21 protein-coding genes and 1 riboswitch are annotated in these 26,611 nt (G+C 65.4%); of the genes, 10 read left to right on the forward strand and 11 right to left on the reverse strand.

Annotated features, from left to right (window positions below; all coding sequences use genetic code 11):
• Positions 1-4: 4 nt before the first annotated feature.
• Positions 5-2,509, reverse strand: coding sequence for an FUSC family protein (locus AWB75_RS13005; protein WP_061124483.1), 2,505 nt, complete (start codon positions 2,507-2,509; stop codon positions 5-7).
• 205 nt (positions 2,510-2,714) lie between these two features.
• Between AWB75_RS13005 and recC the strand changes: the two genes are divergently transcribed.
• The 4 genes from recC to arfB are packed head-to-tail and all read left to right on the forward strand — an operon-like array spanning position 2,715 to position 12,215.
• The gene (gene recC / locus AWB75_RS13010) at positions 2,715-6,122 is read left to right on the forward strand and encodes an exodeoxyribonuclease V subunit gamma (RefSeq protein WP_061124484.1); all 3,408 of its coding nucleotides are present in this window, start codon (positions 2,715-2,717) and stop codon (positions 6,120-6,122) included.
• Positions 6,119-9,814, forward strand: a complete 3,696-nt coding sequence (gene recB, locus AWB75_RS13015; RefSeq protein WP_061124485.1) for an exodeoxyribonuclease V subunit beta — start codon at positions 6,119-6,121, stop codon at positions 9,812-9,814. The genes recC and recB overlap by 4 nt, the downstream gene beginning before the upstream one ends.
• Positions 9,811-11,751: an exodeoxyribonuclease V subunit alpha gene (gene recD / locus AWB75_RS13020; RefSeq protein WP_061124486.1), complete on the forward strand. Its 1,941-nt coding sequence runs from the start codon at positions 9,811-9,813 to the stop codon at positions 11,749-11,751. Before recB ends, recD begins: the two co-directional genes overlap by 4 nt.
• A gap of 50 nt (positions 11,752-11,801) precedes the next feature.
• Positions 11,802-12,215 (forward strand): alternative ribosome rescue aminoacyl-tRNA hydrolase ArfB, encoded by a 414-nt coding sequence (arfB, locus tag AWB75_RS13025; RefSeq protein WP_087039176.1) that lies wholly within the window; start codon positions 11,802-11,804, stop codon positions 12,213-12,215.
• A 4-nt stretch (positions 12,216-12,219) separates the two neighbouring features.
• On the opposite strand, the gene AWB75_RS13030 is transcribed toward arfB, so the two are convergent.
• The 7 genes from AWB75_RS13030 to thiC form a co-directional block, all read right to left on the reverse strand.
• Positions 12,220-12,747 (reverse strand): hypothetical protein, encoded by a 528-nt coding sequence (locus AWB75_RS13030; protein WP_061124487.1) that lies wholly within the window; start codon positions 12,745-12,747, stop codon positions 12,220-12,222.
• A 129-nt stretch (positions 12,748-12,876) separates the two neighbouring features.
• Complete coding sequence (locus AWB75_RS13035; protein WP_061124488.1) at positions 12,877-13,809, reverse strand: DMT family transporter; 933 nt, start codon at positions 13,807-13,809, stop codon at positions 12,877-12,879.
• Positions 13,810-13,909: 100 nt separating this feature from the next.
• The gene (locus AWB75_RS13040) at positions 13,910-15,511 is read right to left on the reverse strand and encodes an L-lactate permease (protein ID WP_061124489.1); all 1,602 of its coding nucleotides are present in this window, start codon (positions 15,509-15,511) and stop codon (positions 13,910-13,912) included.
• A 247-nt stretch (positions 15,512-15,758) separates the two neighbouring features.
• Complete coding sequence (locus AWB75_RS39145; protein WP_268807828.1) at positions 15,759-15,890, reverse strand: hypothetical protein; 132 nt, start codon at positions 15,888-15,890, stop codon at positions 15,759-15,761.
• A 256-nt stretch (positions 15,891-16,146) separates the two neighbouring features.
• Positions 16,147-16,431 (reverse strand): hypothetical protein, encoded by a 285-nt coding sequence (locus AWB75_RS38460; RefSeq protein WP_235012084.1) that lies wholly within the window; start codon positions 16,429-16,431, stop codon positions 16,147-16,149.
• Between the two features lie 406 nt (positions 16,432-16,837).
• Entirely contained in the window at positions 16,838-17,050 is a 213-nt protein-coding gene (locus AWB75_RS13050) for a glycine zipper 2TM domain-containing protein (RefSeq protein ID WP_061124491.1), read from the reverse strand.
• A 224-nt stretch (positions 17,051-17,274) separates the two neighbouring features.
• Positions 17,275-19,206 carry a phosphomethylpyrimidine synthase ThiC gene (gene thiC, locus AWB75_RS13055; RefSeq protein ID WP_061124492.1) on the reverse strand — a complete coding sequence of 644 codons (1,932 nt, stop codon included), beginning with the start codon at positions 19,204-19,206 and terminating at the stop codon, positions 17,275-17,277.
• A gap of 126 nt (positions 19,207-19,332) precedes the next feature.
• Positions 19,333-19,474, reverse strand: a riboswitch (TPP riboswitch).
• 148 nt (positions 19,475-19,622) lie between these two features.
• Between thiC and AWB75_RS13060 the strand changes: the two genes are divergently transcribed.
• Complete coding sequence (locus AWB75_RS13060; protein WP_061124493.1) at positions 19,623-20,564, forward strand: EamA family transporter; 942 nt, start codon at positions 19,623-19,625, stop codon at positions 20,562-20,564.
• A gap of 515 nt (positions 20,565-21,079) precedes the next feature.
• Here the strand turns inward: AWB75_RS13060 and AWB75_RS13065 are convergent.
• Complete coding sequence (locus AWB75_RS13065) at positions 21,080-21,214, reverse strand: entericidin A/B family lipoprotein (protein ID WP_014190935.1); 135 nt, start codon at positions 21,212-21,214, stop codon at positions 21,080-21,082.
• Positions 21,215-21,398: 184 nt separating this feature from the next.
• Complete coding sequence (locus AWB75_RS13070; RefSeq protein WP_061124494.1) at positions 21,399-22,880, reverse strand: sensor histidine kinase; 1,482 nt, start codon at positions 22,878-22,880, stop codon at positions 21,399-21,401.
• Positions 22,881-23,027: 147 nt separating this feature from the next.
• Between AWB75_RS13070 and AWB75_RS13075 the strand changes: the two genes are divergently transcribed.
• From AWB75_RS13075 to AWB75_RS13095, 5 genes are all read left to right on the forward strand, one after another.
• Positions 23,028-23,204, forward strand: a complete 177-nt coding sequence (locus AWB75_RS13075) for a DUF1328 domain-containing protein (protein WP_008350561.1) — start codon at positions 23,028-23,030, stop codon at positions 23,202-23,204.
• 58 nt (positions 23,205-23,262) lie between these two features.
• Positions 23,263-23,424, forward strand: coding sequence for a DUF1328 family protein (locus tag AWB75_RS13080; RefSeq protein WP_008350559.1), 162 nt, complete (start codon positions 23,263-23,265; stop codon positions 23,422-23,424).
• 201 nt (positions 23,425-23,625) lie between these two features.
• Complete coding sequence (locus tag AWB75_RS13085; RefSeq protein WP_061124495.1) at positions 23,626-24,201, forward strand: ferritin-like domain-containing protein; 576 nt, start codon at positions 23,626-23,628, stop codon at positions 24,199-24,201.
• A 96-nt stretch (positions 24,202-24,297) separates the two neighbouring features.
• Positions 24,298-24,930 carry a response regulator gene (locus AWB75_RS13090; protein ID WP_041730251.1) on the forward strand — a complete coding sequence of 211 codons (633 nt, stop codon included), beginning with the start codon at positions 24,298-24,300 and terminating at the stop codon, positions 24,928-24,930.
• 18 nt (positions 24,931-24,948) lie between these two features.
• Entirely contained in the window at positions 24,949-25,389 is a 441-nt protein-coding gene (locus AWB75_RS13095) for a response regulator (protein ID WP_061124496.1), read from the forward strand.
• On the opposite strand, the gene AWB75_RS13100 is transcribed toward AWB75_RS13095, so the two are convergent.
• A complete protein-coding gene (locus tag AWB75_RS13100) occupies positions 25,368-26,582 on the reverse strand; it encodes an MFS transporter (RefSeq protein WP_061124533.1) in 1,215 nt (404 codons plus the stop codon). The genes AWB75_RS13095 and AWB75_RS13100 overlap by 22 nt on opposite strands.
• Positions 26,583-26,611 lie beyond the last annotated feature (29 nt).

Raw genomic sequence — 26,611 nt, forward strand, 5'->3', positions numbered from 1 at the left:
GCCTTCAACCCGGAAGACGAATCTGCGCCGCGTCTTTTCCGATGAGCGCCGCCGCCGTCAGCATCTGCTTGCATTGATGCGCGAGCAGCTTCAGGTCGTGCAATGCATCGGCGGACAGCGACTGGGCGCGCTCGGCATCGACCACCATCTTGTCGAGATCGCGTCGTAGCTCCTTGAGCGCGTCGGCCTGCGCGAGGGGGGAATCGGGCTGCGGTGCTGCCGGCAGATCGTCCACGGCGCCCGCGAGATTGTCGCGCACGACGCCGAACGTGCGCTGCACCGGTTCGAAGGGCTGGCCGCCCGCGTCGTTGAGCGATTGCAAAAGCGGCGCGGCGGCGGTGATCTGCGAGGCGAGCACATGGCTCTGTACGAGCAGATCGTTCAATTCGGCGACGTACTTTTGCTGCGCCTTCGGCTCCAGCATCATGCGCTGAAACGCCTGCGCGAGATTGGCGAACGCGATGTGCACGTTCTTGCGCGCGAGCCGATAGCGGAAGTCGCGGTCGAGCGCGGTGGCGGCAACCGTCGCCGCGGCGGACGCGCCCTTGCTCGCCGTAGCCGCCGTGCTTTCCCCGATGCTTACCGACGACAACCGTTCCGCCGTCGCGCTCGCGGCTTTCATCGCCGAATCCGCGACGATCGCGGGATCGAGCGGCGGCGTGCCGGCCGACGGCTCGCTGGCCGCTTCCGCCGTGGCCGCCGCGACCGCCCCCGCGTTCGCATCGGCGAATACGGCCGGCGTTTCAACCGTGGATGAAGACGCCGCGCGAGCTCTCTCGGTCTGGGCAGCCGGCTTCGCCCGCCACCACCAACTGGCTTCGAGATAGTTGCGCGTCGCGGCGAGCAAGTCCTTCACGAGCTTGCCCATCAGCCGATATTCCCAGTACGGAAAAAGATGGCTCGCCGCGATGGCGATCGCGCAGCCGACGACCGTATCGATCGCGCGCTCGCCGATGATCCGCATGCTGCCCGGCGCGAGCAGATGAAACATCAACAGCACATACGACGATGTGAACACGACACTCGCCGCGTAGTTGAAGAGCAGGAGGCTGTAGCTCATCACCATCGATGCGAACATCACGAAGAGCAGGATATGCGGCTCCTTCACGAAGAGAATCAGCGCGATGGTCACCGTGCAGCCGATCGCCGTGCCGATGATCCGCTGCGTGTTGCGCTGCTTCGTGAGCGAGTAGCCCGGCTTCAGAATGATGACGGTGGTCATCACGATCCAGTACGCGTTCGTGAGCGGCAAGAGACGCCCGAGCCAGTATCCGATGCCCACCGCGATCGTCACGCGCAACGCGTGCCGGAAGCTCGGCGAGGACATCGTGAGATTCGAGAAAATCTGCATGAACGGCACGCGCCGGCTCGAGATGAAGCGCGACAACGCGTGGTCGATCTGCACTTCGGTCTCGGTCTGACTCGCGTCGTCGCGCGTGCTGCGGCGCATTTTTTCGATGAGGCGCGTCGCGCTCCACAAGCGCCTGAACACGGCCGCCGCCGCCGTATACGCTTCTGGATTTTGCTCCGGCAGCCCGTGCTCGCGCATGAGCTCCAGCTCGTATTCGATCGCGCGCAGTTCGGCCTTCATGCGGATCTGCTTGCCTGCCGGACTGTTCTGGAGAACCGCAAGCCCGATATCTTCGAGGTCAGCGGCGGCCTTGCGCACCAGGTCGCGATAGAAAATGAGGACGTCGGAGCCTGCGAAGGTCTTTCTGATGAGCGGATAATCCGTATGCGAGCCGACAAAAAACTCGTGCAGATCCACGACGTTGATGAACAGGTTGAAGAGCCGCGCGCGCCGCGGATCGAGCTTGCCGCTCTTCACCTTCGGCAGATTGCGCAGCACGATGTCGCGCGCCGCTTCCTGCCGCTCGACGGCCACGGCCTGCTTTTCGATCAACTGGCGATAACACTCGTCGAGATCGGCGTCGCCATCGTAGAACTCGGCGCGCGCGAGCAGATACTCCGCACAGCTGAACATGCTTTCGGCGAGCGCCTGCTGTTCGATGCGGTAGACGAACAGGCGGCTCACGAGCGTCGCCCAGTAGGTGTACCAGAGGCCGCCCACGAGAATCCACGAAGCGTTGATGAGCGCCTGCATCGGCGTGAAATGCTCTTCGAGCGTGACGACCATCATGAAAAGCGTCGCGAAGCTGATCTGCGGCCAGCGGTTGCCGTACACCACGATCAGCGACAGCACGAAAGTCAGCGGCACGATGGTCAGCCAGAGCGTGAGCGGGTGCGCCGTCGCGATGCCCGTTGCAAGCGCCGCAACGAAGCCGATGGCCGTGCACGCGAGCATCTCGTTGTGCTTGTGCCGCAGTGGCCCGGGCATGTCGACGACGCACGCGCCGAGCGCGCCGGTCGCGATCGTGAAACCAAGTTCGCGATTGTGAAAAACGATGAGCATCAGGACGGCGGGCAGCGAGACGCCCAATGCGATGCGCAATCCGCCGAAGAAATACTGGCTGTAAATGAACTTCCTGATTTCGAACGAATAGCGCATCGACTTCCTGTTTTGACGCTCGTTGATGTTTCGGGGACGAGGCGAGAACGAGTCTAACTCAACTCCCACGGGCTTCGGACCTCGGCCATTCGGCCAGGTTCTCGGCGTCGCGCATGCTTTGCTATGCTGGCGCCTTGAATCTACAAAGCTTTTCAAATCGCGCTGCGGACGACGTGTTCCGGGGCCGCATTGCAAGCCATTTTCCATGCTCGAACTCTTCTATTCGAACCGTCACGAGACGCTCGCCGCCGCGCTCTTCGAAGACCTCGACGCCTTCGCGATGCGCGAGGGCGATCCGTTCGCGCGCGAGGCCGTCATCGTGCCGAGCGCGGCCCTGCGGCGGCGGCTCGAACTCGACATGGCCGAGCGCTTCGGCATCTGCGCGAACGTCGATTTCTGTTATCTGGCGCAATGGCTGTGGGCGCAGATCGGCCGCGTGCTGCCGGTGCCCGCGCATTCGCCGTTCGCGCCGGACCGGCTCGCGTGGCGCTGCTATCGGCTGTTCGAAGACCCGTCGTTCGGCGATTCGGCGCGGCTCTCGACCTATCTCCACGCCGCCGACGACTCCATGCGCTATGAACTCGCACGCCGCATCGCGACGGTCTTCGATCACTATCTGACGTATCGGCCGGAGTGGCTCAATCATTGGCAGGCGGGCGGTTCCATTCTTGCGGGCGGTTCTGGCTCAGGCGTGGAAATCGATACACGCGGTCCGCGCCTCGCGGGCGCCAACGAAATCCAGCGCGAAGACGAACGCTGGCAGGCCGCGCTCTGGCGCGCGCTGCTCGCCGATCTCGCATTCGATGCGAACGGGGACGCAAAAGACCCGACGCCGCCCGCATACCGCTTTCTCGCCGACGCCCCCAATCTCGACCGCGACGCCGCCATGCGCGCCCAATGGCCGCGCCGCATCAGCGTGTTCGCGCTGCCGACGATGCCGCCGCTGCATATCGCGCTGTTGCGCGAGCTGTCGCGCTGGATCGATGTGCGCGTCTACGCGAGCAATCCGTGCCGCGAGTTCTGGTTCGACATCGTGAGCGAGGCGCGCGTCGAGCAACTTGAGCTGAAAGGCGAGGCGGATTATCAGGAAGTCGGCCATCCGCTGCTCGCGGAATGGGGCCGGCAAACGCAGGCGCAGCTTCACATGCTGCACGAGCTGACCGAGCGCGCGGCGTCGGGCGAGCGGCAGCTTTTCGAAGCCAATCCCGCGCCGACGTGGCTCGCGCGCGTGCAGAACGGCATTCTCGCGCTCGATCAAGAGAACGCCGAGCCGCAGCCCGATGAGATCGTCGAGAACGGCATCGAAGTGCATGTGTGTCACAGCCTGTCGCGCCAGCTAGAAGTGCTGCACGACCGATTGCTCGACTGGTTCGACGAGATCGAAGGGCTGGAGCCGTCGGACGTGCTCGTGGCGTTTCCCGATCTCGCGGTGGCGGGGCCGCTCATCGACGGCATTTTCGGCACGGCGCCCACGGGAGCGAGCAACGAGCGGCGGCGCATTCCGTATCGCATCACGGGCCTGCCGCCGTCACAGGCGAATCCCGTCGCGCGCGCGCTCATCGACTGGCTCGCGCTCACCGAGCGCGGCGTCGGCGCGCCGGAACTCGTCGAATGGCTGCGCGTGGATGCGATCGCGGCGCGCTACGGCATCGACGCCATCGCGCTCGAAACGGCGCAGGCGTGGCTCGCGGCCGCGGGCGCGCGGCGCGGCCTGCGTCCCGATGAAGTCACCGAAGAGCACGTGCCCGCGGCCCGCCACACGTTCGCCGATGCCCTCACGCGCCTCTATCTCGGCTACGCGCTGCCGGAGGGCGGCGCGCCGGTCGCGGAGTGGCTGCCGATCGAAGGCGCGAACGGCTCGGACGCCGAGTTGCTCGGCCGTCTCACGCGTTTCGTCGACGATATCGACGCGTTCGCCGTGCGCATCGCGACGCCGCGCACGGCGCGCGCCTGGGGCGATCTGCTGCTCGATGCGCTGGAACGTTTCTTCGATGCCGGCGTCGCCTTCACCGATTCGATCGGCGACGTGCGCGGCGCGATCGATGCGCTCGTCGTCGCGATGCACGAGGGCGCGGGCGATACCGAAGTGTCGGCGGCGGTGATCCGCACCGCGCTCACCGATACGCTCGACGATCCCGCGCGCGGCGGCGTGCCGTGGGGCGGCGTCACGTTCTCGTCGCTGACGAGCCTGCGCGGCTTGCCGTATCGCGTCGTGTGCCTGCTCGGCATGGACGACGGCATGCTGCCGAGCCTGACGCGCGCCGACGAGTTCGACCTGATGGCGCGCTTTTCCAGACTCGGCGACCGGCAGCGCCGCGACGACGAGCGCAACCTGTTTCTCGATCTCCTGCTCGCCGCACGCGACCGGCTGATGATCGCGTACACGGGGCGCAGCATCCGCGACAACGCCGTGCTGCCGCCCGCCGCGCTCATCGACGAGCTGCTCGACTATCTGGCGAAGTCCGTCGCAGGCAAGCATGCGGCGCCGGAAGAACTGGCGAAAGCGCGTGCGAGCTTCGTATTCGAGCATCCGCTGCAGCCTTATGCGCCCGACTATTTTCGTGATGACGGCCGGCTCTTCACCTACGAGCCCGAGCGCGCCGAACTCGCGCGCGCGCTGGAATCGGGCAAGACACAGCCCGTCGCGCCGTTCTTCTCCGCGCCCTTGCCGCAGGAAGACGAGGTGCAGACGATCGCGTTCGACGACTTCGTGCGCTTCTGGCGGCATCCCGCGCGAGCGCTTCTGCGCGACAGGCTCGGCATCGCGCTCGTCGATGCCGAAGCCGAGCTCGACGATACCGAGCCGTTCGAACTGGGCTTCCCGGGCCGCGACGCGCTCGCCGCGCGCGTGCTGCCCGCGCTGCTCGACCCCGCCGGTGACAACGATCGCGCCGCGCGCGAACGCGCGAGACGTGTCGCCCGCGCGAGTCCGGAAATGCCCGGCGGCGCGACGGGCGGCGTGTGGCAGGCGCGCGAGCTGCACGCGCTCGGTCAGCTGGCGGAGCGCGTGCGCGCGTCGACGGCGGCGGGCATCGGGCGTCTGCCGTTCGCGCTCGATCTCACGCCGCGCTGGCCGGACACGGAAAACTTCGCGCTCTTCGGGGCGTACGACGATGCGCTCGTCGACCTTCGTCCGCTGACGCTCGTCGGCACGCTCAACGCGCTGACGCCGCAAGCGCAGGTGATCTATCGCTACGACGCGCCTCGCGCGCGCGATTATCTGTCGGCGTGGCTCGCGCATCTCGCGTATTGCGCGGCGCTGCCGCTCGGCCCGCGCCGCACGGTCTGGCACGGGCGCGGCTCGCAGGCGGCGGATTTCGAGCTCACGCCCGTCGCCGATCCGCTCGCGCATCTCGCCGCGCTCGCGGCGCTCTATCGCGCGGGGCGGCGCATGCCGCTCAGGTTCTTTCCGAAAAGCGCGTGGCTCAAGGTGAAGGAGGGCGATTCGAAAGCGCAAGGCGCGTGGGAGTCGGAACGCACGCGCGCCGAATCCGACGATCCGGTGTTGCGCATCGCATTCCGCGGCGCGAATCTCGCACTCGACGACGCCTTCGCCGCGCTCGCGCGCATCGTCTTCGAGCCGCTCAAGCAGCATCTGCGGAGCGGCGCATGACAACATTCCTGGATAACAACGCAGTGCAGGAACTCGACGTCTTCTCTTGCGCGCTCGACGGCGTGAACCAGATCGAGGCTTCCGCCGGCACGGGCAAGACCTGGAACATCTGCGCGCTCTACGTGCGCCTGTTGCTCGAAAAGCGTCTGTCCGTCGAGCAGATTCTCGTCGTGACGTTCACGAAGGCCGCGACCGCCGAGCTGCACGAACGCATCCGCTCGCGGCTCGCGGGTGTCGCGCATGCGATCGAAAACGGCGACGCCGCCGGCGATCCGTTCATCGAGCAGCTTTTCGACACGACGCTCGCCGATCTCGATGCCGGCGAAGCCGCGAAGCGCCTGCGCATCGCGGTGTCCACGTTCGATCAGGCCGCGATCCACACGATTCACGCGTTCTGCCAACGCGCGCTGCAGGAAGCGCCGTTCGCCGCCGCGATGCCGTTCGCATTCGACATGGAAGCCGACGACAGCGCGCTGCGCTTCGAGCTCGCGGCCGACTTCTGGCGCGAGCGCGTCGAGCCCGTGGCGGCGCGCACGCCGTCGTTCGCGTCGTGGCTCGTCGCGAAAGGCGCGGGCCCGGCGTCGCTCGATGCGCAACTCGCGCGGCGCCTGAAAAAGCCTTTGGCCGCGCTTCGTTTCGGCGACACCAGCGCGGCGGAGGCGGCCGACATGCAGGCGCTCTTCGACGACGCCTGCGCGCTGTGGAACGCGGAGCGCGACACCATCGTCAAGCTGCTCGCCGACGCTCAGGGCGCGCTCAAAGGCAACAGCTACAGCACGAAGATCATCGGCGAGGCCATCGACGCATGGACCGCGTATTTCGCCGACAGCGACTGTCACGCGCCGCCGCCCGAACGCGCGCTCAAGCTCACGGCCACCGCGCTCGCGAAGGGCACGAAGCTCAAGAACACGCCACCCATGCACGCGTTCTTCGAACAGGCCGAAGCGCTTGCCGCGTCCGCCGCCGCCGCCGAGGCGTCGCAGAGCGCGATGTGGCTTGATGTCGTGCGCGAATGGCTCGATCATGCGCCCGCGGAACTCGCCTCGCGCAAGCGCGCGCGCCGCGTCGTTTCGTTCGACGATCTGCTGTCGAACCTGCATCACGCGCTCGTCAAACATGCGTGGCTCGCCGAGGCGTTGCGCGCGCGTTATCCGGCTGCGCTCATCGACGAATTCCAGGACACGGACCCGCTGCAATACGCGATCTTCAACCGTGTGTTCGCGCCGCACGGGCCGCTCTTTCTCGTCGGCGATCCGAAGCAGGCGATCTACAGTTTCCGCGCCGCCGATCTGCACACCTATCTCGCCGCGCGCGACGGCGCGAGCGCGCGCTACACGCTCGCGGTCAATCAGCGCTCGACGCCGCCGATCATCGAGGCGTGCAACCGCTTGTTCGAAGCGAATGCGAAGGCCTTCATCCTCGACGGGCTGGACTATCAGCCGGTGCGCGCGGGCACCCGCAAGCGCGGGCCGTTCATCGACGACACGCCCGCCGCGGCCTATTCGGACATCGCGGATTTTTGCGTCTGGATGCTCCCGCACGGCGAATCGGCGCTGTCGAAAACCAATGCGCAGCGCGATGCCGCCGAAGCCTGCGCCGCCGAAATCGCGCGGCTTTTGCGTGGCGCGCAGCGCGGTGAAGTGCGAATCGGCGACGAGGCGCTGTCGGCGGGCGATATCGCCGTGCTCGTGCAGACGCACCGGCAGGGGAGCCTCGTCAAGCGCGTGCTCGCCGCGTGGGGCATCGGCAGCGTGGAGCTCGCGCAGGCGTCGGTGTTCGGTTCGCCCGACGCCGAGCAGATCGAGCGCGTGCTCGCCGCCATCGACACGCCCGGCGACCTGCGCCGCCTGCGCGCCGCGCTCGCCACCGACTGGTTCGGGCTCGACGCCGCCGCGCTCTGGCGGCTCGAACATGCGGACGCGGCCGATCCGCACGGCGAGCCGATCGATTCGACGAGCTGGGTCGAGCGCTTCTCGCGCTATCGCACGATCTGGCACGAACGCGGTTTCGCGGTGATGTGGCGCACGCTCGCGCGCGAGCTGTCGATCGCGACGCGTCTCGTCGCGCGGCCCGATGGCGAGCGCCGGCTCACGAACGTGAATCATCTGGCGGAGCTTCTGCAGGCGCGTTGCGCGGAACAGCCGGGCATCGCGCCGACGCTGCGCTGGCTCGCCGCGCAACGCGAGCGGCAAGGCGGCGGCGAGGAAGCGCAACTGCGTCTCGAATCCGACCGCAATCTCGTGCAGATCGTGACCGTGCACAAGTCGAAGGGGCTGGAATATGCCGTCGTGTTCTGTCCGTTCCTGAACGATGGCGCGTCGCGCGATGCGTCCGGATCGGGCCTGCCCGACGCACGCGAATATCACGACGATGCGGGCGTCGCCGTGCTGCATTACGGCATCGAAGGCGACGAGGACGATCACGTGAGCGCGGCCATCGCGCGCGAGCAGGCGGCCGAGCGCGCGCGTCTCGTATATGTCGCGCTGACGCGGGCGGTGTTTCGTTGTTACGTGGTCGCGGGCTTTTACCTTTCGAACCGGTCGACAAAAGAGTCGCGCCGCAGCGTGCTCAACTGGCTCGCCGCGGGCGGCGGCCGCGAGTTCGACGGATTCTGCAAGGAGCCGCCGGAGGACGCGGACATCGTCGCGGCGTGGCACGCGCTCGCGGCGAAAGCGGACGGCGCCATCGGCATCGCGCCGCTGCCGGTGATCGACATGCGCGAGCCGCTCGCCGCCGATACCTCGAACGAACACGAGATCGCCGCGCGCACGAATCAAAGGATTTTGCGCGATCGCTGGCGCATGGCGAGCTTCAGTTCGCTGATCGCCGCCGGCGCGCGCGACGAGGCGAATCAGGCGCATCCCGCCGAAGCGCGTCCCGATCACGACGAGCTCGCCGCGCTCAAGGACGATGCGCGCGCGCAAGCGTCCGCAAAGAACGAGACGCCGCTCGCCGACGACGACATCCTCGCGTTTCCGCGCGGCGCGGCGGCGGGCGAATGCCTGCATCGCATGTACGAGCTTGCCGATTTCACGGAGCCGTCGGGCTGGGCGGCGGCCGTCGAGCGCGCGCTGCACGAGCATCCGACGCCCGCGCCCGAAGCGCTCGCGCCGCGTCTGCGTCCGATGATGCTGCGGCTCCTCGCCGATACCGTCGCGACTGAAATCTCGCCGGGCATGCGGCTGCACAGCATCGCGATGACGCGCCGCATGAACGAGCTGGAGTTTCTTTTTCCTGCCGAAGCGCTCGATTTCACCGCGTTGCGGCGCTTGCTCGCGGCGCACGGCTTTCCCGATGTCGCGCTGGAGTCCGGCGCGCTGCGCGGGTTCATCAAGGGATTCGTCGACATGATCGTCGAGCACGACGGGCGTTACTGGATCATCGACTGGAAGTCGAATCATCTGGGCGACGCCGCCTCCGACTACGCCGCCGCGCCGCTCGCCGTCGCGATGGCGGAGCACGCGTATCACCTTCAGGCGCTCGTGTATGTGGTCGCGCTGCATCGCTATTTGCGCGCGCGCTTGCCCGACTACGCGTACGACGCGCATATCGGCGGCTATCTGTATCTCTTCGTGCGGGGCGTGCGTCCCGATTGGCGCGATGGCGATGCAGCGAGCGGCGTGCATAGCGGGCGGCCGTCGCTCGAACTGGTCGAGGCGCTCGATCGGCTGATGGCGGGAGGCGCGGCATGAGCACGCCCGATGTCATCGAACGCGCGGGCGTCGACGAAAGCGCGGCGCTCGCGGAGGGTTTCGCGCGGCGCATGAGCGCGCTCGCGGCGCGGCTGGGCGCGGACGAACGCGGCGTGTTGTGGGCCGAGCGCGCCGCGTTCGCGATGAGCCGCGCCACCGCGCAGGGTCATGTATGCCTGCCGCTGGCCGCGCTCGCGCGCCGTCACGACGAGCGCTTTCACGAGGCGCGCGACGCGTTGCTCGCGAGCGGCGTCACGTGCTTCGTACGTGACGACGCGCGCGCGGACGCCGGCGATCTGTTGCCGCTCGTCATCGACGAGGATGGGCGGCTTTATCTCGCGCGCTACTTCGATTACGAGCGGCGGCTTGCAGCGGCGCTCGTCGAGCGCTCGCGCGATGCGCGCATGCCGATGCCGCAGCGGGACGTCGCGGAGCACGCGGCGCGCATCACGCGCTATTTCGGCCGGCGCGCCGACGACGACATCGACTGGCAGCGCGTCGCCGCGTTCACCGCGCTGGCGGGGCGGCTGACCGTCGTGAGCGGCGGGCCGGGCACCGGCAAGACGACGACGGTGGTCGGCGTGCTCGCGTGCCTGCTCGATGCCGCTCCGGACTTGCGCATCGCGCTCGCCGCGCCGACCGGCAAGGCCGCGCAGCGCATGCAGGAAGCGCTGATCGAGCGCGCCGACAAGCTGCCGCCCGAGCTCGCCGCGCGGCTGCCGCGGACGTCGTTCACCCTGCAGCGGCTGCTCGGCGTGCAGGCGGACGGGCGCTTCCGGCATCATTGCGACAATCCGCTGCCTTATGACGTGATCGTCGTCGACGAAGCCTCGATGATCGATGTCGCGCTGGCGGCGCATCTGCTCGAAGCCGTCGCGCCGTCGAGCCGGCTCGTGATGCTCGGCGACAAGGATCAGCTCTCGGCGGTCGAGGCGGGCGCGGTGTTCGCGGAGCTGAGCGCGGAGCCGTCGTTCAGTCACGCGGGCATCGCGCGCATCGCGTCGGCGCTCGGACTCGATACGAAGCGGCTCCAGCGGGCGCTGCCACATGCCGGGGCCGACGTTCCGACAAGCGAGCCGCAACTCGGACTTTTCGACGAGCCGCCAGAAGCACCCGATCCGGAATCCGCGCTGACCGATTGCGTCGTCTGGCTGGAGAAGAACTATCGCTTCGGGCTCGATTCGGATATCGGGCGTCTGTCTATCGCGGTCCGCAACGGCGACGATGAGGCCGCGCTTCATGCGCTCGACCCCGCCGGCGAGCGCGCCGCGGCCCTTTTTGACGATGGCGACGCCGCGCTGTCCGAGCGCACGCTCACGCGCCTCGCGAAAGGTTTTGCGCCTTACGCGCAAGCGCTGTCGGCCGTGCTCGAGGGCGAAGAAAGCGATCATGCCCGGCTCTTCGACGCGCTCAATCGCTTCCGCGTGCTGTGCGCGACGCGCAAGGGACCGCGTGGCGTGGACGAAGTGAACGCGCGCATCGCCGCGAAAGTGCGCGAGCAGGCGGGTATCGCGCTGGCGCTGGGCGCGCAGTGGTTTGCCGGGCGGCCGGTGATCGTCACGCGCAACGACTATGCGCTCGGGCTCTTCAATGGCGATATCGGCATCGCGCTGCCGGGCGCGGACGGTTTCTTGCGCGTCGCATTCCGCACGGCCGATGGCGCGCTGCGCTACGTGTCGCCCGCCGCGCTGCCGCCGCACGACACCGCGTTTGCGCTGACCGTCCACAAGTCGCAAGGCTCGGAGTTCGAGCACGCGGCGCTCGTGTTGCCCGGCGTGTTCGTGCGTGTGCTGTCGCGCGAGCTCGTCTATACCGCGATCACGCGCGCGAAGCGCAGAATCGACGTGTTCGGCTCGGCGGCGATTTTCGCGCAGGCGGTGAGAGAGCCGACGCGGCGCGATTCCGGGCTCGCTGCGAGAATGCGCCGTCTGGCATGAATAACGCTGATGTACGACGCTTATGAGCGACGCATCAAGGGGACCGACCGATGACGATGACCGACAGCCTCGCCGTGCCGCCCAACGAAATCGAGCTGACGGCCGTGCGCGCGCAAGGCGCGGGCGGTCAGAACGTCAACAAGGTGTCGAGCGCGATCCATCTGCGCTTCGATATTCGCGCATCGTCGTTGCCGGAGCACATCAAGACGCGACTGCTCGCGCTCGCCGACAGCCGCGTCACGCGCGACGGCGTGATCGTGATCAAGGCGCAGGAATATCGTACGCAGGACATGAACCGCGCCGCGGCGCTCGCGCGGCTCGACGAGCTGATCCGCAGCGTCGCCGTCACCCAGCGCAAGCGCATCGCGACGAAGCCCACGCGCGGATCGCAGATGCGGCGTGTCGAAAGCAAGGTGAAACGCGGCGCGATCAAGGCGGGACGCGGACCGGTGCGCGGGGAATAGGAGATCAGCCTTGCTGCCATCTCGGCGGCACGTCCACGCGCGGGCCGAAGAAATACGACTTGAGCACGTCGCGTCCGATCACGCGCCCGAGTTCGGAGAACGCGCAGTAGTTGCCGATCATTATGAAAAGAAGAATCTGAATCGCCCAGAACTGCGGCCAGTTGATATGCGCGAGCAGTGCGTGCTGCGCCGCCGCCAGGCCGTGCGTCTCCTTCCAGAAATCGAAGAGGCGCTCGAGATAGTGCAGGATGCCGGCGATGATCGTATAGATGAGCGTTTTCCACGCGGCGTTCCAGATCAGCGGGTGATCCGGATAGCGATTGATGAACGGCAGCATGTTCGCGATCATCACGGACTTGCCGAGAATCAGCGAGGCGACGATGACCGAAGCGGACGTCGGCAGCGAAATGCCGGTGCCTTTCACCATCAGCGTGCGAACGATGACGACGGCATGCAGAAGAACGAAGAAGAAGAGCGTGGGCGGCACCATCTTCATCATTTCATGCTTTAGCTTGGCGAACGAAACTGCCATATCGACTCCCGGCGCAAAAACGCGAAAGGATGACGCGGCATTGCGGAACGTGCAACGCGCATCCAAACAATTTGACGGATGCGCGTGACGCGAGGGGCGAGCGGCGGGCCCCGTCGCAGGGAGTCTAGTTCACGGCGCGAATTTGCGCCGTCCGAAAAAGGGCACGCGCTTCACCGCGCCCGTGGCGAGCGCGGTGCCCGCGAGCACGATCGCGCAACCCGCCATCATCACCAGCGAGACGCGTTCGCCGAGAAAGAGCGCGCCCCACAAGATGCCGAAGAGCGGGATGACGAAGGTCACGGTCATCGCGCGCGCGGGGCCCGCGACCGCCACCAGATGGAAATAGATAAAGTACGCGATGCCCGTGCAGCCGATGCCGAGCGCGAGCACCGCGCCCCACGCGTGCGCGGAAACCGGCGCGGCGGGCCACGTGAGGAACGCGATCGGCGCGAGCGTCAGGGTCGCGCCGATCATGCTGCCGGCGGCGTTGGTCATCGCATCGACGTCCATCAGATACTTTTTCGCGAAGTTGCCCGCGACGCCATACAGCGCCGATGCCGCGAGGGCCGCCGCCGCCGCGAGCATGCCTTGCACGGGCAGCGCGGCATCGTGGCCCGCGTGCTCCGGCGCGATTTGGTTCCACACCAGCACGAGCACGCCCGCAAAACCGATCGCCATGCCGATCGTGCGGGCGGTCGTCAGACGATCGCGCAGCCACAGATACGCGACCAGCGCGCCGAACAGCGGCGTCGTCGCGTTGATGACGGATGTCGCGCCCGCCGATAGGGTCAGCTCGGCATACGCGAACAGGCAAAACGGCGCCGCCGAATTGAGAATGCCGACGGCGAGCAGTTGCAGCCAGCGCGCGCGCAGCGTCGCGGCGGTGGCGGCGAGCGGACGGCGGGCGAGCAGCATGACGATCAGAAAAATGGCGCCGATGCCGACGCGCAAGGCCATCAGCGGCGCGACGCCGAACTCGGCGACGCCGACGCGGATGAAAAGAAACGACGCGCCCCACAGGGCGGCGAGGACGATCAGTTGCAGCAGATTGGCGGGTGACATGGCGGGGCGGACTTCGGTATGCAAATCGAAAGTCCGCGCATGTTAGCACCGCGCGCGTATCGAAATACGCCTGTCGAACGAAAGCGCAAGAAGCGGTAGATCAATGCGGCGGGATCATCCACGTCAGCACGTTCTGCTGCAGCCAGACGAGCACGCCGAGCAGGATCGTGAGAAAGATCGAATGCCAGAAAGTGCGCGCGAAGACGAGACCTTCCTTGCCCTTGAGCTCGGTCGTGGCCACGCCGGTCGAGATGTTCTGCGGCGAAATCATCTTGCCCATCACGCCGCCCGACGAGTTCGTCGCCGCCATCAGCACCGGATTGAGATTGAGCTGGTTCGCCGCCACGACTTGCAGATTGCCGAAGAGCGCGTTGCCCGAGGTATCGCTGCCGGAAAGGAACACCGCCACCCAGCCGAGGAACGCGGAGACGAGCGGGAAGAGCGGCCCGACCGACGCGACGCCCAAGCCCAGCGTGTAGTTCATGCCCGAGTAGTTCATCAGATACGCGAGCCCGACGATCGTCGCCACGGTCAGAATGGCGATGCGCGTCTGCACCCAGGTATCGGCGATCGCCGCGCCGTACTCGCGCGCGGGCAGCTTCACGATGAGCGCGGTGATGATCGACGCGACCAGGATCGCGGTGCCGGTTGCAAGCGGCTGGAAGTCCCAGATCGCGCCGTAAGGCTGGTTATAGAGCGTGATGAAGACCGCTTTGTCAAGACCGGGCCACGCGACCTTGACATCGCCGATCAGGAAGATTTTGAGCACCGTCCACACGATCACGACCACCGACACGACGATCCAGGGTATCCAGCCCTGTCCGCCCGAGACCGGCGCGCGGGTATCGGCCCGGCGATCGACGTTCACTGCAAACTTTTCATCCGCGACGGGCTTCCACACGCGCAGGAACGCGATCGTCAGAATCAGCGAGACGAGCGATGAAAGCACGTCGGTCAGCGCATAGCTGATGTAGTTCGACGTAACGAACTGCGTGAGCGCGAACGCACCGCCCGACACGAGCAGTACGGGCCAGATGCGCATCATGTTGCGAAAGCCCGCGTAGACGCCGATTACGTAGAAGGGCAGGAAGAATGCGAACAGCGGCAACTGGCGGCCGACCATTTTCGCGAGGGCATCGGTGGGCAGGTGTGTGACCGCGCCGAGCACGGTGATCGGCACGCCGAGCGCGCCGAACGCAACCGGCGCCGTGTTGAAGATGAGCGTGAAGGTGAGCGCTTCGAGGGTCGGGAAACCGAGCAGGATCAGGAGCGAGCTCGTGATGGCGATCGGCGTGCCGAAGCCCGAGATGCCTTCGAGCAGCGCGCCGAACGAGAAGCCGATCACAACCAGCACGATGCGCCGGTCGTTCGGCAGGTTGTCGACCATCCACTGGCGAAACGCCTCGAAGCGCCCCGAGCGCTGCGCGACGTTGTAAAGCAGGATCGCCGCGAAGACGATCCACATGACCGGCCACAGCGCGAACACCGCGCCGGCCGCGACCGAATCGAGCGCGAGGCCGACCGGGAAATGCCAGCCCGCCACGGCGATGACGAGCGCGAGGATCAGGCCCGCGAGCGACGCCTGCCACGCCGGGCGGCGCGCCCAGCCGAGCAGCACCAGCACGAGGATGATCGGCAGCGCGGCGACGATGAAGGACGCGAAGAGGGAATGCGCGATCGGAGTGAGAAGCTGATGGAACATCGGGTCTCCTTGCGGGTGTCATGAGCGGCGGCGGCGACGAGCCGATACGGCGATGCGCGTGGAGTTCGATGTTCTGCCGACGACGGCCATCGGTTAAGCAACCGCATAACGCGCACACTAAGAATAGGGCGCGAACGGCTTGCGTCAAGGCATGAATGCGTGTCCATTACGGCGCGGGCGTCGCGCGTGGACGTGAGGGAACGCGCCGCGTGCGGGCGCGCGTCATCATCGCGAGCGGCGGGACGAATCAGCTCTCGGCGATTACGACCGGCGAGTTGCTGTCGTCGTGGCCGGCGGGCGGCGTCTGGCGAAACACCCACACGGTCAGCAGGCCAAGCGAGGCAAGCATCCACAGCACGAAAAATACAAAGGCCATCATGTCCGATCCCCCGATACGGAAATTGCGCGACGGAAGTCGCGCTTGCGATGCAGTAATGGGAGCTATGTAGCCAAAAGCGTGCCAATCGTCTGGCGAAATCGGGCGATGCCTTGTCGGATAAGGAAAGTGTTCGCGCGCACAGAAGGCTTCATCGCGCGGGAATAGCTGTTTCCAACAGAAAATGTTGCAGTCGTGTTACGCAGCACCGTACAACGTGGGCGTTTGTCTCATCCGATGTAACGCCGCACGACGCCGGTCAGTGGCCGTGGCCGCCTCCGCCGTGCCATCCGCCGCCGCCTCCGTGCCAGTTGTTGCCGCCGCCGTGCCATCCACCGCCGCCGTTCCAGCCGTGTCCGTGCCATCCGCCGCCATGCCAGCCGTGACCCCAGCAGCAACCGCCGCCGCCCCAGTAGCCGAAGCCGAAGGAGACTGCCGGATAACCATAGCCATAGCCGTAGTAAGCCGGATAGGAGGCGTACGGCGGGTAATAGGGATACGGGTACGGATACGTCTGGTAGTAGTCGGTGTAAGGCGATCCCACCGCGTACTCGTACTGCGGCGGAAGCGTTGCCGCAGCGGCGCCGGATGCGGTCTGCCCAGGCAACGCGAATTCGCGCTGCGTATAGGTCGCGTCGACAACGGGATAAGAGGGATAGGCCGGATATCCGTAGTAATAGCACCCGCTGAGGAGAAGCCCGGCGGCAAGCGCGATAGCGGCCGTTGCGGGTCCGGGAAGACTGCGGGCGGAAATCATGATGCTGCTCCTTGCGCTAGGGCTTGCCGAATCTCGAAATAAAAAGCAGGCCCGTTAAGAAGCAGCTTAGTCGAACGGTCGCAAGCAGGCGTCCGATGTCATGTCACAAAGCGTTACCGGCAGGCGATTATGTAACAAATCTGAAACAACGGACGGATCGCGGCGAAGCGCCGGCCTCGCCGTATCGAGAAGACTACTTTCCAACCTGATTGCCGATGACGCCGCCGACAGCCGCGCCGCCGAGCGTCGAAAGTGCGCTGCCCCCGATCACCGCACCGCCTGCCGCGCCGACGCCGGCGCCGATGGCGGTATCCCGTTGACGCGTGGTCATGTCGCCGCAAGCGGTGAGTCCTCCCAGAAACGCAACGACCATTGCAGCAGCGCCGATCTGTCTGATGTTTTTCATGTCGACTCTCCAATTCGATGATGAGATGAATCGGCTGCAACCCGGTGCTCGCCAACGGGCGCGCCATGTTTTCGCCGGTTCGTCCATTTCTCCAGCACGAAAAATGCCCGATTCGTCCGATATTCGCCTCAGCCAGACCCGACAAGGCTTTGCGCCCGATGAGACAAAAAAAACGGCCTGTCGCACGTGCCGTGCGACAGGCCGTCGTTCGCTGCCGGCAAGCATCAGGACGGCTGATAGATTTCCGCGCCTTTCTTCACGAATTCGATCGCCTTCGTTTCCATGCCTTTCGCGAGCGCCTCATTTTCGCTTACGCCTTGCTTGGCGGCGAAGTCGCGCACGTCCTGGGTGATCTTCATCGAGCAGAAGTGCGGGCCGCACATCGAGCAGAAATGCGCGACCTTGGCCGAATCCTTCGGCAACGTTTCATCGTGGAATTCGCGCGCCTTGTCCGGGTCGAGGCCGAGATTGAACTGGTCTTCCCAGCGGAATTCGAAGCGCGCCTTCGAGAGCGCGTTGTCCCGAACCTGCGCGCCCGGATGGCCCTTCGCCAGATCGGCCGCGTGCGCTGCGAGCTTGTACGTGATGATGCCTTCCTTCACGTCGTCCTTGTTCGGCAGGCCGAGGTGCTCCTTCGGCGTGACGTAGCAGAGCATCGCGGTGCCGAACCAGCCGATCATCGCTGCCCCGATGCCCGACGTGATGTGGTCGTAACCCGGCGCGATATCGGTCGTGAGCGGCCCGAGCGTGTAGAACGGCGCCTCGTCGCACCATTCCAGTTGCAGATCCATGTTCTCCTTGATGAGTTGCATCGGCACGTGGCCGGGGCCTTCGATCATCACCTGAACGTCGTGCTTCCACGCGATCTGCGTCAGTTCGCCGAGCGTCTTCAGTTCGCCGAGCTGGGCTTCGTCGTTGGCGTCGTAGATGGAGCCGGGGCGCAGGCCGTCGCCGAGCGAGAACGAGACATCGTATTGCTTCATGATTTCGCAGATGTCTTCGAAGTGCTCGTAGATGAAGCTTTCCTTGTGATGCGCGAGGCACCACTTCGCCATGATCGAGCCGCCGCGCGACACGATGCCGGTCATGCGATTCGCCGTCAGCGGCACGTACTGCAGGCGCACGCCCGCGTGGATCGTGAAGTAGTCGACGCCTTGCTCTGCCTGCTCGATGAGCGTGTCGCGGAAGATTTCCCACGTCAGGTCTTCGGCCTTGCCGTTGACCTTTTCGAGCGCCTGATAGATTGGCACGGTTCCGATCGGCACCGGCGAATTGCGGATGATCCACTCGCGCGTTTCGTGGATGTGCTTGCCGGTGGAGAGATCCATCACCGTGTCGCCGCCCCAGCGGATCGCCCACGTCATCTTGTCGACTTCCTCGCCGATCGACGAGCTCACCGCCGAGTTGCCGATGTTCGCGTTGATCTTCACGAGGAAGTTGCGCCCGATGATCATCGGCTCGCTTTCCGGGTGATTGATATTCGCCGGGATGATCGCGCGGCCGCGCGCCACTTCGTCGCGCACGAATTCGGGCGTGATTTCCTTGAGCGCGTCCTTGCCGAACGCCGCCGCGCCGAACGCCTGTCCGGCGTGCTGGCGGCCCATCATCTTTGCCAGTTTCTCGCCGTTCGGGCCGCTGGTACGCAGGCTTTCGAGGTATTCCGCGCGCCGCTGATTCTCGCGGATCGCGATGTACTCCATCTCCGGCGTGATGATGCCCGCGCGCGCGTAGTGCATCTGCGAGACGTTCTTGCCGTCGAGTGCGCGGCGCGGCTTGCGATGCAGGCCGGGAAAGCGCAGTTCCGCGGTCTTCGGATCGGCGGCGCGTTCGCGGCCGAATTCGCTCGACAGGCCGCTCAGCTCTTCCGTATCGCCGCGCGCTTCGATCCATGCGCCGCGCAGCGCGGCAAGGCCCGAGCGGATATCGATTTGCGCATCCGGATCGGTGTACGGGCCGGACGTGTCGTACACATAGACGGGCGGATTCTTTTCCGCGCCGAAGCCGTCGGGGGTATCGGATTGCGTGATTTCGCGCATCGGCACGCGGATGTCGGGCGTCGATCCGGTCACGTAGACCTTGCGCGAGTTCGGCAGCGGCGCGATGGCGGCGGCGTCGACGACGGCGTTCTCGGACAGGAACTTGGGGTTGGCATTCATGTGCTGTATCTCCTAAGGGACGAGGTTTTTTATGCACGAGCGAGGGCTAAGCTCGGCTGACTCAGGAGCTAAACAGGGAGGAACGAGATGGAAAGGTACGGGTTCGGAAGAAGTGGTGCGATGCTGCCGTCGAACCCGAACGCTTCCCTGCGCTGGCATTATCCAGATCAGGTTCAAAGGGTATTTCTCACCCACGCCGCACGAAGCGGTTCGGTCGATGAAGCCGGACGAAACCGCGATGCGCAACGCAGGACCCCCGCGTTAGCAGCCGCCACATTACACCGTGGCGTGGCGTGTTGGCAACCATCTTCAAAATCCATCGTTGGTGGATAGCGCTTACTGCATAATGTCGGGCGCCGTGGATCCTCGGGTTTTCCCCGATGCTCACGCGGTCCGTCCTCGCGCCATCCGCCTCTATGTCCGCTCTCCCGCCGCCGCGTCTGCCGTTCAGCTTTCCCGACCGTTTTCCGTTTCGCCCGCCGCGTTCCTTCAAGGGGCAGGTTGCGCTCGCGCTTACCGTCGTCTACCTCGTGTGGGGATCGACGTATCTCGGGATTCATTTATCGCTCGAATCGTTTCCGCCGCTCATGCTCGGCGGGCTGCGCAATCTGTTCGCGGGTATCGGATTATTCGTGATCGCCGTGCATCGCAAGGCGGCGTGGCCCAGCGCGCGGGAAGTGCGCAATGCGGCGATCGTCGGCACGCTGCTCGAAGGTCTGTCGAGCGGGATGATGGCCTACGGCATGCGCACCGTCGGCACCGGCACGGCCGCGGTGATGGTGGCCACCGTCCCGCTTTTCGCGACGATCTTCGCCGCGCTCGCGGGGCGTGGTGTTGCTAAAGGCGAGTGGATCGCGGTCGCGCTGGGTCTGATGGGCATCGTGTTGCTGAATCACGGTGATCCGTCGCCGAGTTCCACGTTCGGCACGCTCGCCATTCTGTGCGCGGCGATTTTCTGGGCAGGCGGCGCGCATATCGCGACGCGTTTGCCGCAGCCTTCCGATCTGCTGATGTCGACCGCCCTGCAGATCGGATTGGGCGGATTGATTGCGACGGGTATTGCGCTGGTGTCCGGTGAGCGGCTCGCGCATGTCGCGCCCGGAGCGGCGTTTGCGTTTCTGTATCTCGTGGTGATCGGGTCGATGGCCGCTTATGTCGCGTATAACTTTCTGATTCGGAATACGAGCACGATTGTCGCGACGAGCTGTCTTTACGTGAATCCGATCGTCGCGGTGATGCTTGGTGCGGTGATGCTCGGTGAGATCATCACGCAATGGACTATTATCGCGACGGTCGTCATTCTGCTTTCCGTCGGGCTTTCGTTTTGGTTTGATTATCGGCGGCGCGGGCTGGCTTAGAGAACGCCGCAAAGTTCGTTCGGCGCAACGGTCGAGGCGTGCAGTACGAGATGAAACAAAGCTGTCCTTGCACTTGATCACGCGCCGGGCGTCGCAGAAGATTCGTGAAGAATGCGTAGTCTCCGATACGCACCATCACGGATTTAACGCCATGACCACTCACGTCATTAGTTTTTTTGCCGACGACAGGCTCGTGCGTCGTTGGAGAATCATCTCGGCTATTGCGCCCGGCAAGGCAGTGGTGCCGGTCATGGAATCAATGACGTGAATCCGTTTGTAACGCGCGACGGTTTCAATGTCTTCGGTGACAATAACTTCGCGTCGGCAAGCGGAGTAACGGTCGGAGACGGGCAATTTAACAGTCTGAATGACAGTGTTTTGATCGGTAAGCAGGCAACGGCGAGAATGGTCCGGCCACTGCTATCGGAAGCTACAAAAAAAACCCGCCACACGAAGCGGCGGGAGAGAGGGAACTACATTTACGCAACGGCACGCCCGGGCGGGCGCACCGCTTGCTACTTGTGCTGTTCAGCGGAGTTCGAAATGGCCTGCCCGCCCTTCGAAATGTCCTGGCCCGCGCCCGAGACGGTGTTGCAGCCCGCGAGAGCCGCCGTGCCTGCGATGAGCAGCAAAGCGATGAGTCGAGTCATGTTGTATTCCCCTTAGAGTTGAAATGCGTGACAGGAATCGGTTCGCGCATCGTTTCGAGTGACGGACGTTTCTTGACGCCCGGCCTACCGGTGTAATCAATCATAAAAAAGCGCGCGGCCGCAGGCTGTAGGCACGCCTGCGATTTTCCTGTGGGCGGCGTCCGCATTTCATGTCGGCGTCGTCCTACGCCGCTGGCATGACGATGTTCGCATCGTCGCGGCGCTCGCGTGGCATCGACACACTGATCGCCGTGCCGTGCGGCGTCACGCGCTCGATCTCGAAGCGTCCGCCGCGCGCCGAAACGCGCTGGCGCATGCCGACGAGCCCATGCGTCTGCGTGCGCTTCAAATCCTGCGGCCGGATGCCGATGCCGTCGTCGGTGATGGAAAGCGACACGTTTTCGTCATCGACATCGAGCGCCACGCGAATCCGGCTCGCGCGCGCGTATTTCGCCGCGTTCGTGAGCGTCTCCTGCGCGACGCGAAAGAGCGCGATCTCGATCGCCTCGCCGAGCTTCACGTCCTCGCCGGGCAGATCGGACTCGATGCTCCAGCCGTTGCGCTGCGCGGCTTCGTCGACGAGCGAGCGCAGCGCGGTCACGAGGCCGAAGTTGGCGAGCACGGTCGGACGCATGTCTTCGATGATGCGGCGCTTCAGCGCAATGCCCTGATCCAGACTGCCCAAGGCGCGTGCGAGTTTTTCCGCCATCGCGGGCTCGGTGTCCTTCAGTTTGCCGCGCACCCACGCGACATCCATCTTGCTCGCGGTGAGAATCGAGCCGAGTTCGTCGTGCAGTTCGCGCGCGAGCTCCGTCTTCTCGTTTTCGCTGACGGACTGCAAGTGCCACGCGAGCGCTTCGAGTTGCCGCGTGCGCTCGAACACGAGCCGATCGAGCTCTTCCTGCTGTGTGATGAGCGCCTTCTGCACGCGCGCCTGCTTGTCGAGCTGGATGCCGAGATTGCGAAAGAGCAGCAGGAACAACACGATGTTCAGCGCGCACAACGCGGCGACGCACAGCGTCGAGATGCGCTGATCGGCGCGGCTCGCATCGAGCGCGTGTTGCGCGCGCTGCTCTTCGTTCAGACGCAGGAGCGACAGCGCGGCGTCGAGCGTCGCGCTCGCGTCGGGCGGCGGCAGCGCGAGCGCGCGCTCGCGTGCGGCGGCATCGGCGGCGGTGTCTTTCGATGAATCCGCGAGACGTACCGTGCCTCGCGCGATTTCATCGTCGGCGGCGGCGCGGATCTGCGCGAAGCTCGCGAGCGCGGTGTCGTCGCCGATACGCCGGTAATACGCATCGAGCGAGGCAAGCGTGCGCCGAACGCGTCCTGACGTTTCCCGAAAGTGCGTCTGATACGCGCCGTCCGGCTTCAACGCGAAGCCGCGCTCGTCGGCGGTGAGTGTGGCGATATCGGCGGCGAGCGTCGAGAGCTGCGCGGTCGCGCCTTTGGCGTCGAGCGCCGTTTCATATTCCGATGCGATCCGCATGCGACCCGATTCCAGGATGACGAGGCCGCCCACGGTAATGAGGATCGCGACCGTCATCGCGACCGCCCAGCTATAGCGGCGCATCCAGTCGTTCAGGCGCGATGCGCGACGCGCGAGACTGGCCGGCGCGGGAGCGGGCTGAGCGGACTGAACGGGCAGCATCGTCGGTACGTGACTCATGTGTGTCGGGATCGGCGGTTCGCGTCAAAAGCCGATTTGAAAGCAAGTGTCGGTGGATTCCCACAGCAAAAAAGGAGCCTGCCCGAGTGCGCGGCGCGAATCGTATCGCTAGGATGGATGCGTCATCCATTCTTACGGGGAACGATCATGCTCAAGTGGGCACTGTTTTTCGCGATCGTGGCCGTGATCGCCGGCGTGCTCGGCTTCACGGGCGTCGCCGCTGGCGCCGCGGCCATCGCCAAGTTCTTGTTCGTGCTGTTCCTGATTCTCTGCGTCGTATTTTTGGTGCTCGGCTTCGTCGTCACGAAAAAAGCCATCGATTAGCGCCGGTCCGTGAGCGTCATCGGACCGATTCCTGTTACTCGTTCATGAAGGAGGTCACATGCTTCACTACGCTGCTGTGTTCTTCGTCATCGCCCTCATCGCGGCCGTGTTCGGTTTCACCGGCATCGCGGCGGGCGCGGCGGAAATCGCGAAAATCCTTTTCTTCATTTTTCTCGTCGTGTTCGTGGTCACCTTGCTGCTCGGCGTGTTTCGAACGTGACGCCGTGACGTGAAAGAAACACGAGCCATCAGGCCGCGCGCGGGTTCCGGGACCGTCGCGCGGTTTTTCCACGGGTCAGGCATGGTGCATGCATCGCAGTTTCCGAATGGATAGCAGGCGCTATAGAAGTCCCGTTCGATACGCGCTATGGCGCCAGCTCCAGCGACCGTCATCACATCCCATTTCTGAGGAGCGAACCAAATGTCCAAATCGTCTGCTGTAAAAGCCGCGCCGAATCAGTCCACGGACGCCTTCGTGCTCGATCTCGACAAGATTCGCGCCGACGCGCGCCAGCACATGGACGAAGGCCCCGTCACGGCGAGCTACGGCGCCGACCGCGAGACCGTGCTGAAACTGCTCAACGATTCGCTGGCGACCGAGATCGTCTGCACCCTGCGCTACAAGCGCCACTATTTCATGGCGAAGGGCATCCACTCGGAAGCCGTCGCGCAGGAGTTTCTCGAACACGCGAACGAGGAGCAGGAACACGCCGATACGCTCGCCGAGCGCATCGTCCAGCTCGGCGGCGAACCGAATTTCGCGCCGGACAGCCTGAAATCGCGCTCGCATTCCGAGTACAAGGAAGGCCACGATCTGATCGACATGATCCGCGAGAACCTGATCGCCGAGCGCATCGCGATCGATACGTATCGCGAGATCATTCGCTATCTCGGCGACAAGGACGTTACGACGCGGCGCCTCTTCGAAGACATCCTGGCGGTCGAGGAAGAGCACGCCGACGATATGGCCGATCTGCTGGCGGGCCGCAATGGTTAAAGACATGCGCGCCGGACGCACATCGCGTGCGTCCGGCGCATCCGTACGATGACCGATCAACTACTACAAGAACGTCCGGCAGCGCGGACCACGCGAATGATTCGAGTCTTGATAGCCGACGACCACGCGATCGTGCGCAGCGGGTTCAGGCAGTTCGTCGCGGACGAGCCCGACATGGAAGTCGCCGCGGAAGCCGCGACTGGCGACGAGGCCATCGCGCGTGTGCGCGAGCAGGCGTTCGATGTCGTATTGCTCGATATCGCGATGCCCGACAAGAACGGCGTCGACACGTTACGCGTGATCAAGCAGATCCGGCCGGAACAGGGCGTGCTGATGCTTTCGGGCTTTCCGGAGAGCCAGTACGCGATCAACCTGCTGAAAGCGGGCGCAAACGGGTATCTGAACAAGGACGCCGCGCCCGATGAAATCGTGCGCGCGATCCGCACGGTGGCGCGCGGGCATCGGTATTTGTCGGAGTTCATCGCCGATGCGCTCGCCGACAAGCTCGACAAGCCCGCGGCCGAACGTCCGCACGAGCTGCTGTCGGAGCGCGAGTTCCAGATCTTCTGCAAGCTCGCGGGCGGCCAGATTCCGACGGAGATCGCGCAGGAATTGCATCTGTCGGTGAAGACGGTGAGCACGTATCGCGCGCGCGTGCTGGAAAAAATGCGGCTCGCCAATAACGCCGACCTCACGTATTACGCGATCAAGAACGGCCTGATCGAATAGTTCCGGAGGGCGCCCGACGTGGGCAATCACATCATCACCGACAATCGGGAGGGCCGGGCGGGCGCGCCGCGCATGCCGCTCGCGGTGCTGCTGATCGAGGATTCGCCGCTGATCCGGCGCAGCATCACCGAAGCGATCGAGGCGCTCAGGTCCTGGCGCGTGGCCGCATTCGCCGAAACGCCCGACGACGCCATCGCGCTGCTGTCGTCGCAGGCGTTCGACGCGGTAATCGTCGATCTGCAACTGAAGCGCGGCTCAGGGCTGGACGTGCTCGCGTGGCTCCAGACGAGCGGCGCGGCCCGCGCGCGCGGCGCGTTCGTCGCGGTGCTCACGAATCACGCGTTGCCGGCGTATCGCGAACGGTGCCTGCAATACGGCGTGCGTCATTTCTTCGACAAATCCCTCGAATTCGACCGCGTGCTCGACGCGCTGCACGATTACGCGCTCGGGCGCGCCTGAGCGCGTTCGCGTCCGCGCCAGTGGCTGAAGGCGGCGAGACCCGTCGCGATCAGCCCGGCGAGACAGACGCCGATCCAGCCCATCGCGTGCCACGCGAGCGACGCCGCCGCCGATCCCAGCGACCCGCCGATGAAATAAGCCACCATGTAGACCGTGTTGACGCGGCTGCGCGCTTCGGGCTTGAGCGCGTAAATGCGCGACTGGTTCGAGATCTGCGCGGCCTGCACGCCGACATCCAGCACGATCACGCCGATGACCAGCCCGACGATGCTCGTCGCCGAAAACGCGAAGATGACGAACGACAGCGCAACAAGCCCGATGCACAGAGAGATGACGGCGCGCGGCCCGCGTTTGTCGGCGGATTTGCCCGCGAGCGGCGCGGCGAGCGCGCCCGCCGCGCCGACGATGCCGAACAGCCCCGCCGCCTGCGGACCCATGTGAAACGGCGCGCCCGCGAGCAGCAGCGTGAGGACCGACCAGAAGATGCTGAACGCCGCGAAGAGCGCGCCGCCGGTCAGCGCGGCTTCGCGCAGCGCCGCGCTTTCCACCGCGAGATGCCATATCGAGCCGAGCAGCTTGCCGTAGGACAAGGTCGATGTCGGCCGGCTTTTCGGCAGCCGCGCGGTCACGATGGCCGCGAGCGCGACGGTCGCGATGACGGACGCGCCGAACACCGCGCGCCAGCCGAAATACTGCGCGACGAAGCCGGACACGGTGCGCGCGAGCAGAATGCCGAGCAGGAGGCCGCTCATCACCATGCCGACGGCGTGGCCGCGCTCGGCCGCAGGCGCGAGTTCGGCGGAAAAGGGCACGGCCTGCTGCGCGATCGTGGATACGATGCCGATCGCGAGGCTCGCCGCGATCAGCACGGCGAGCGTCGGCGCGCTCGCCGCCACGACGAGCGATACGCCGAGCGCCGCCAGTTGCACCAGGATCAGAAGACGCCGGTCGAAGCGATCGCCGAGCGGTGCGAGCACGAGCATGCCGAGCGCGTAGCCGAGTTGCGTCGACGCGGGCACGGCGCCGATCAGCCAGGCGCTTTCTGGGAAGCTCGCGCGGAAATCGTCGAGCAGCGGCTGATTGAAGTAGATGTTCGCGACCGAAACGCCCGCGATCGTTGCGAGCAGCCAGAGCGTGGCGCGCGAGTAGTGGGGATGGCGTTCGTTCTGATTCAGTTCGGAGGATGTGGGCATGGATGGGCGCGAAGGCGTGGACAGCCAGC

It is taken from the genome of Caballeronia catudaia, assembly GCF_001544755.2.
GTDB lineage: Bacteria > Pseudomonadota > Gammaproteobacteria > Burkholderiales > Burkholderiaceae > Caballeronia > Caballeronia catudaia.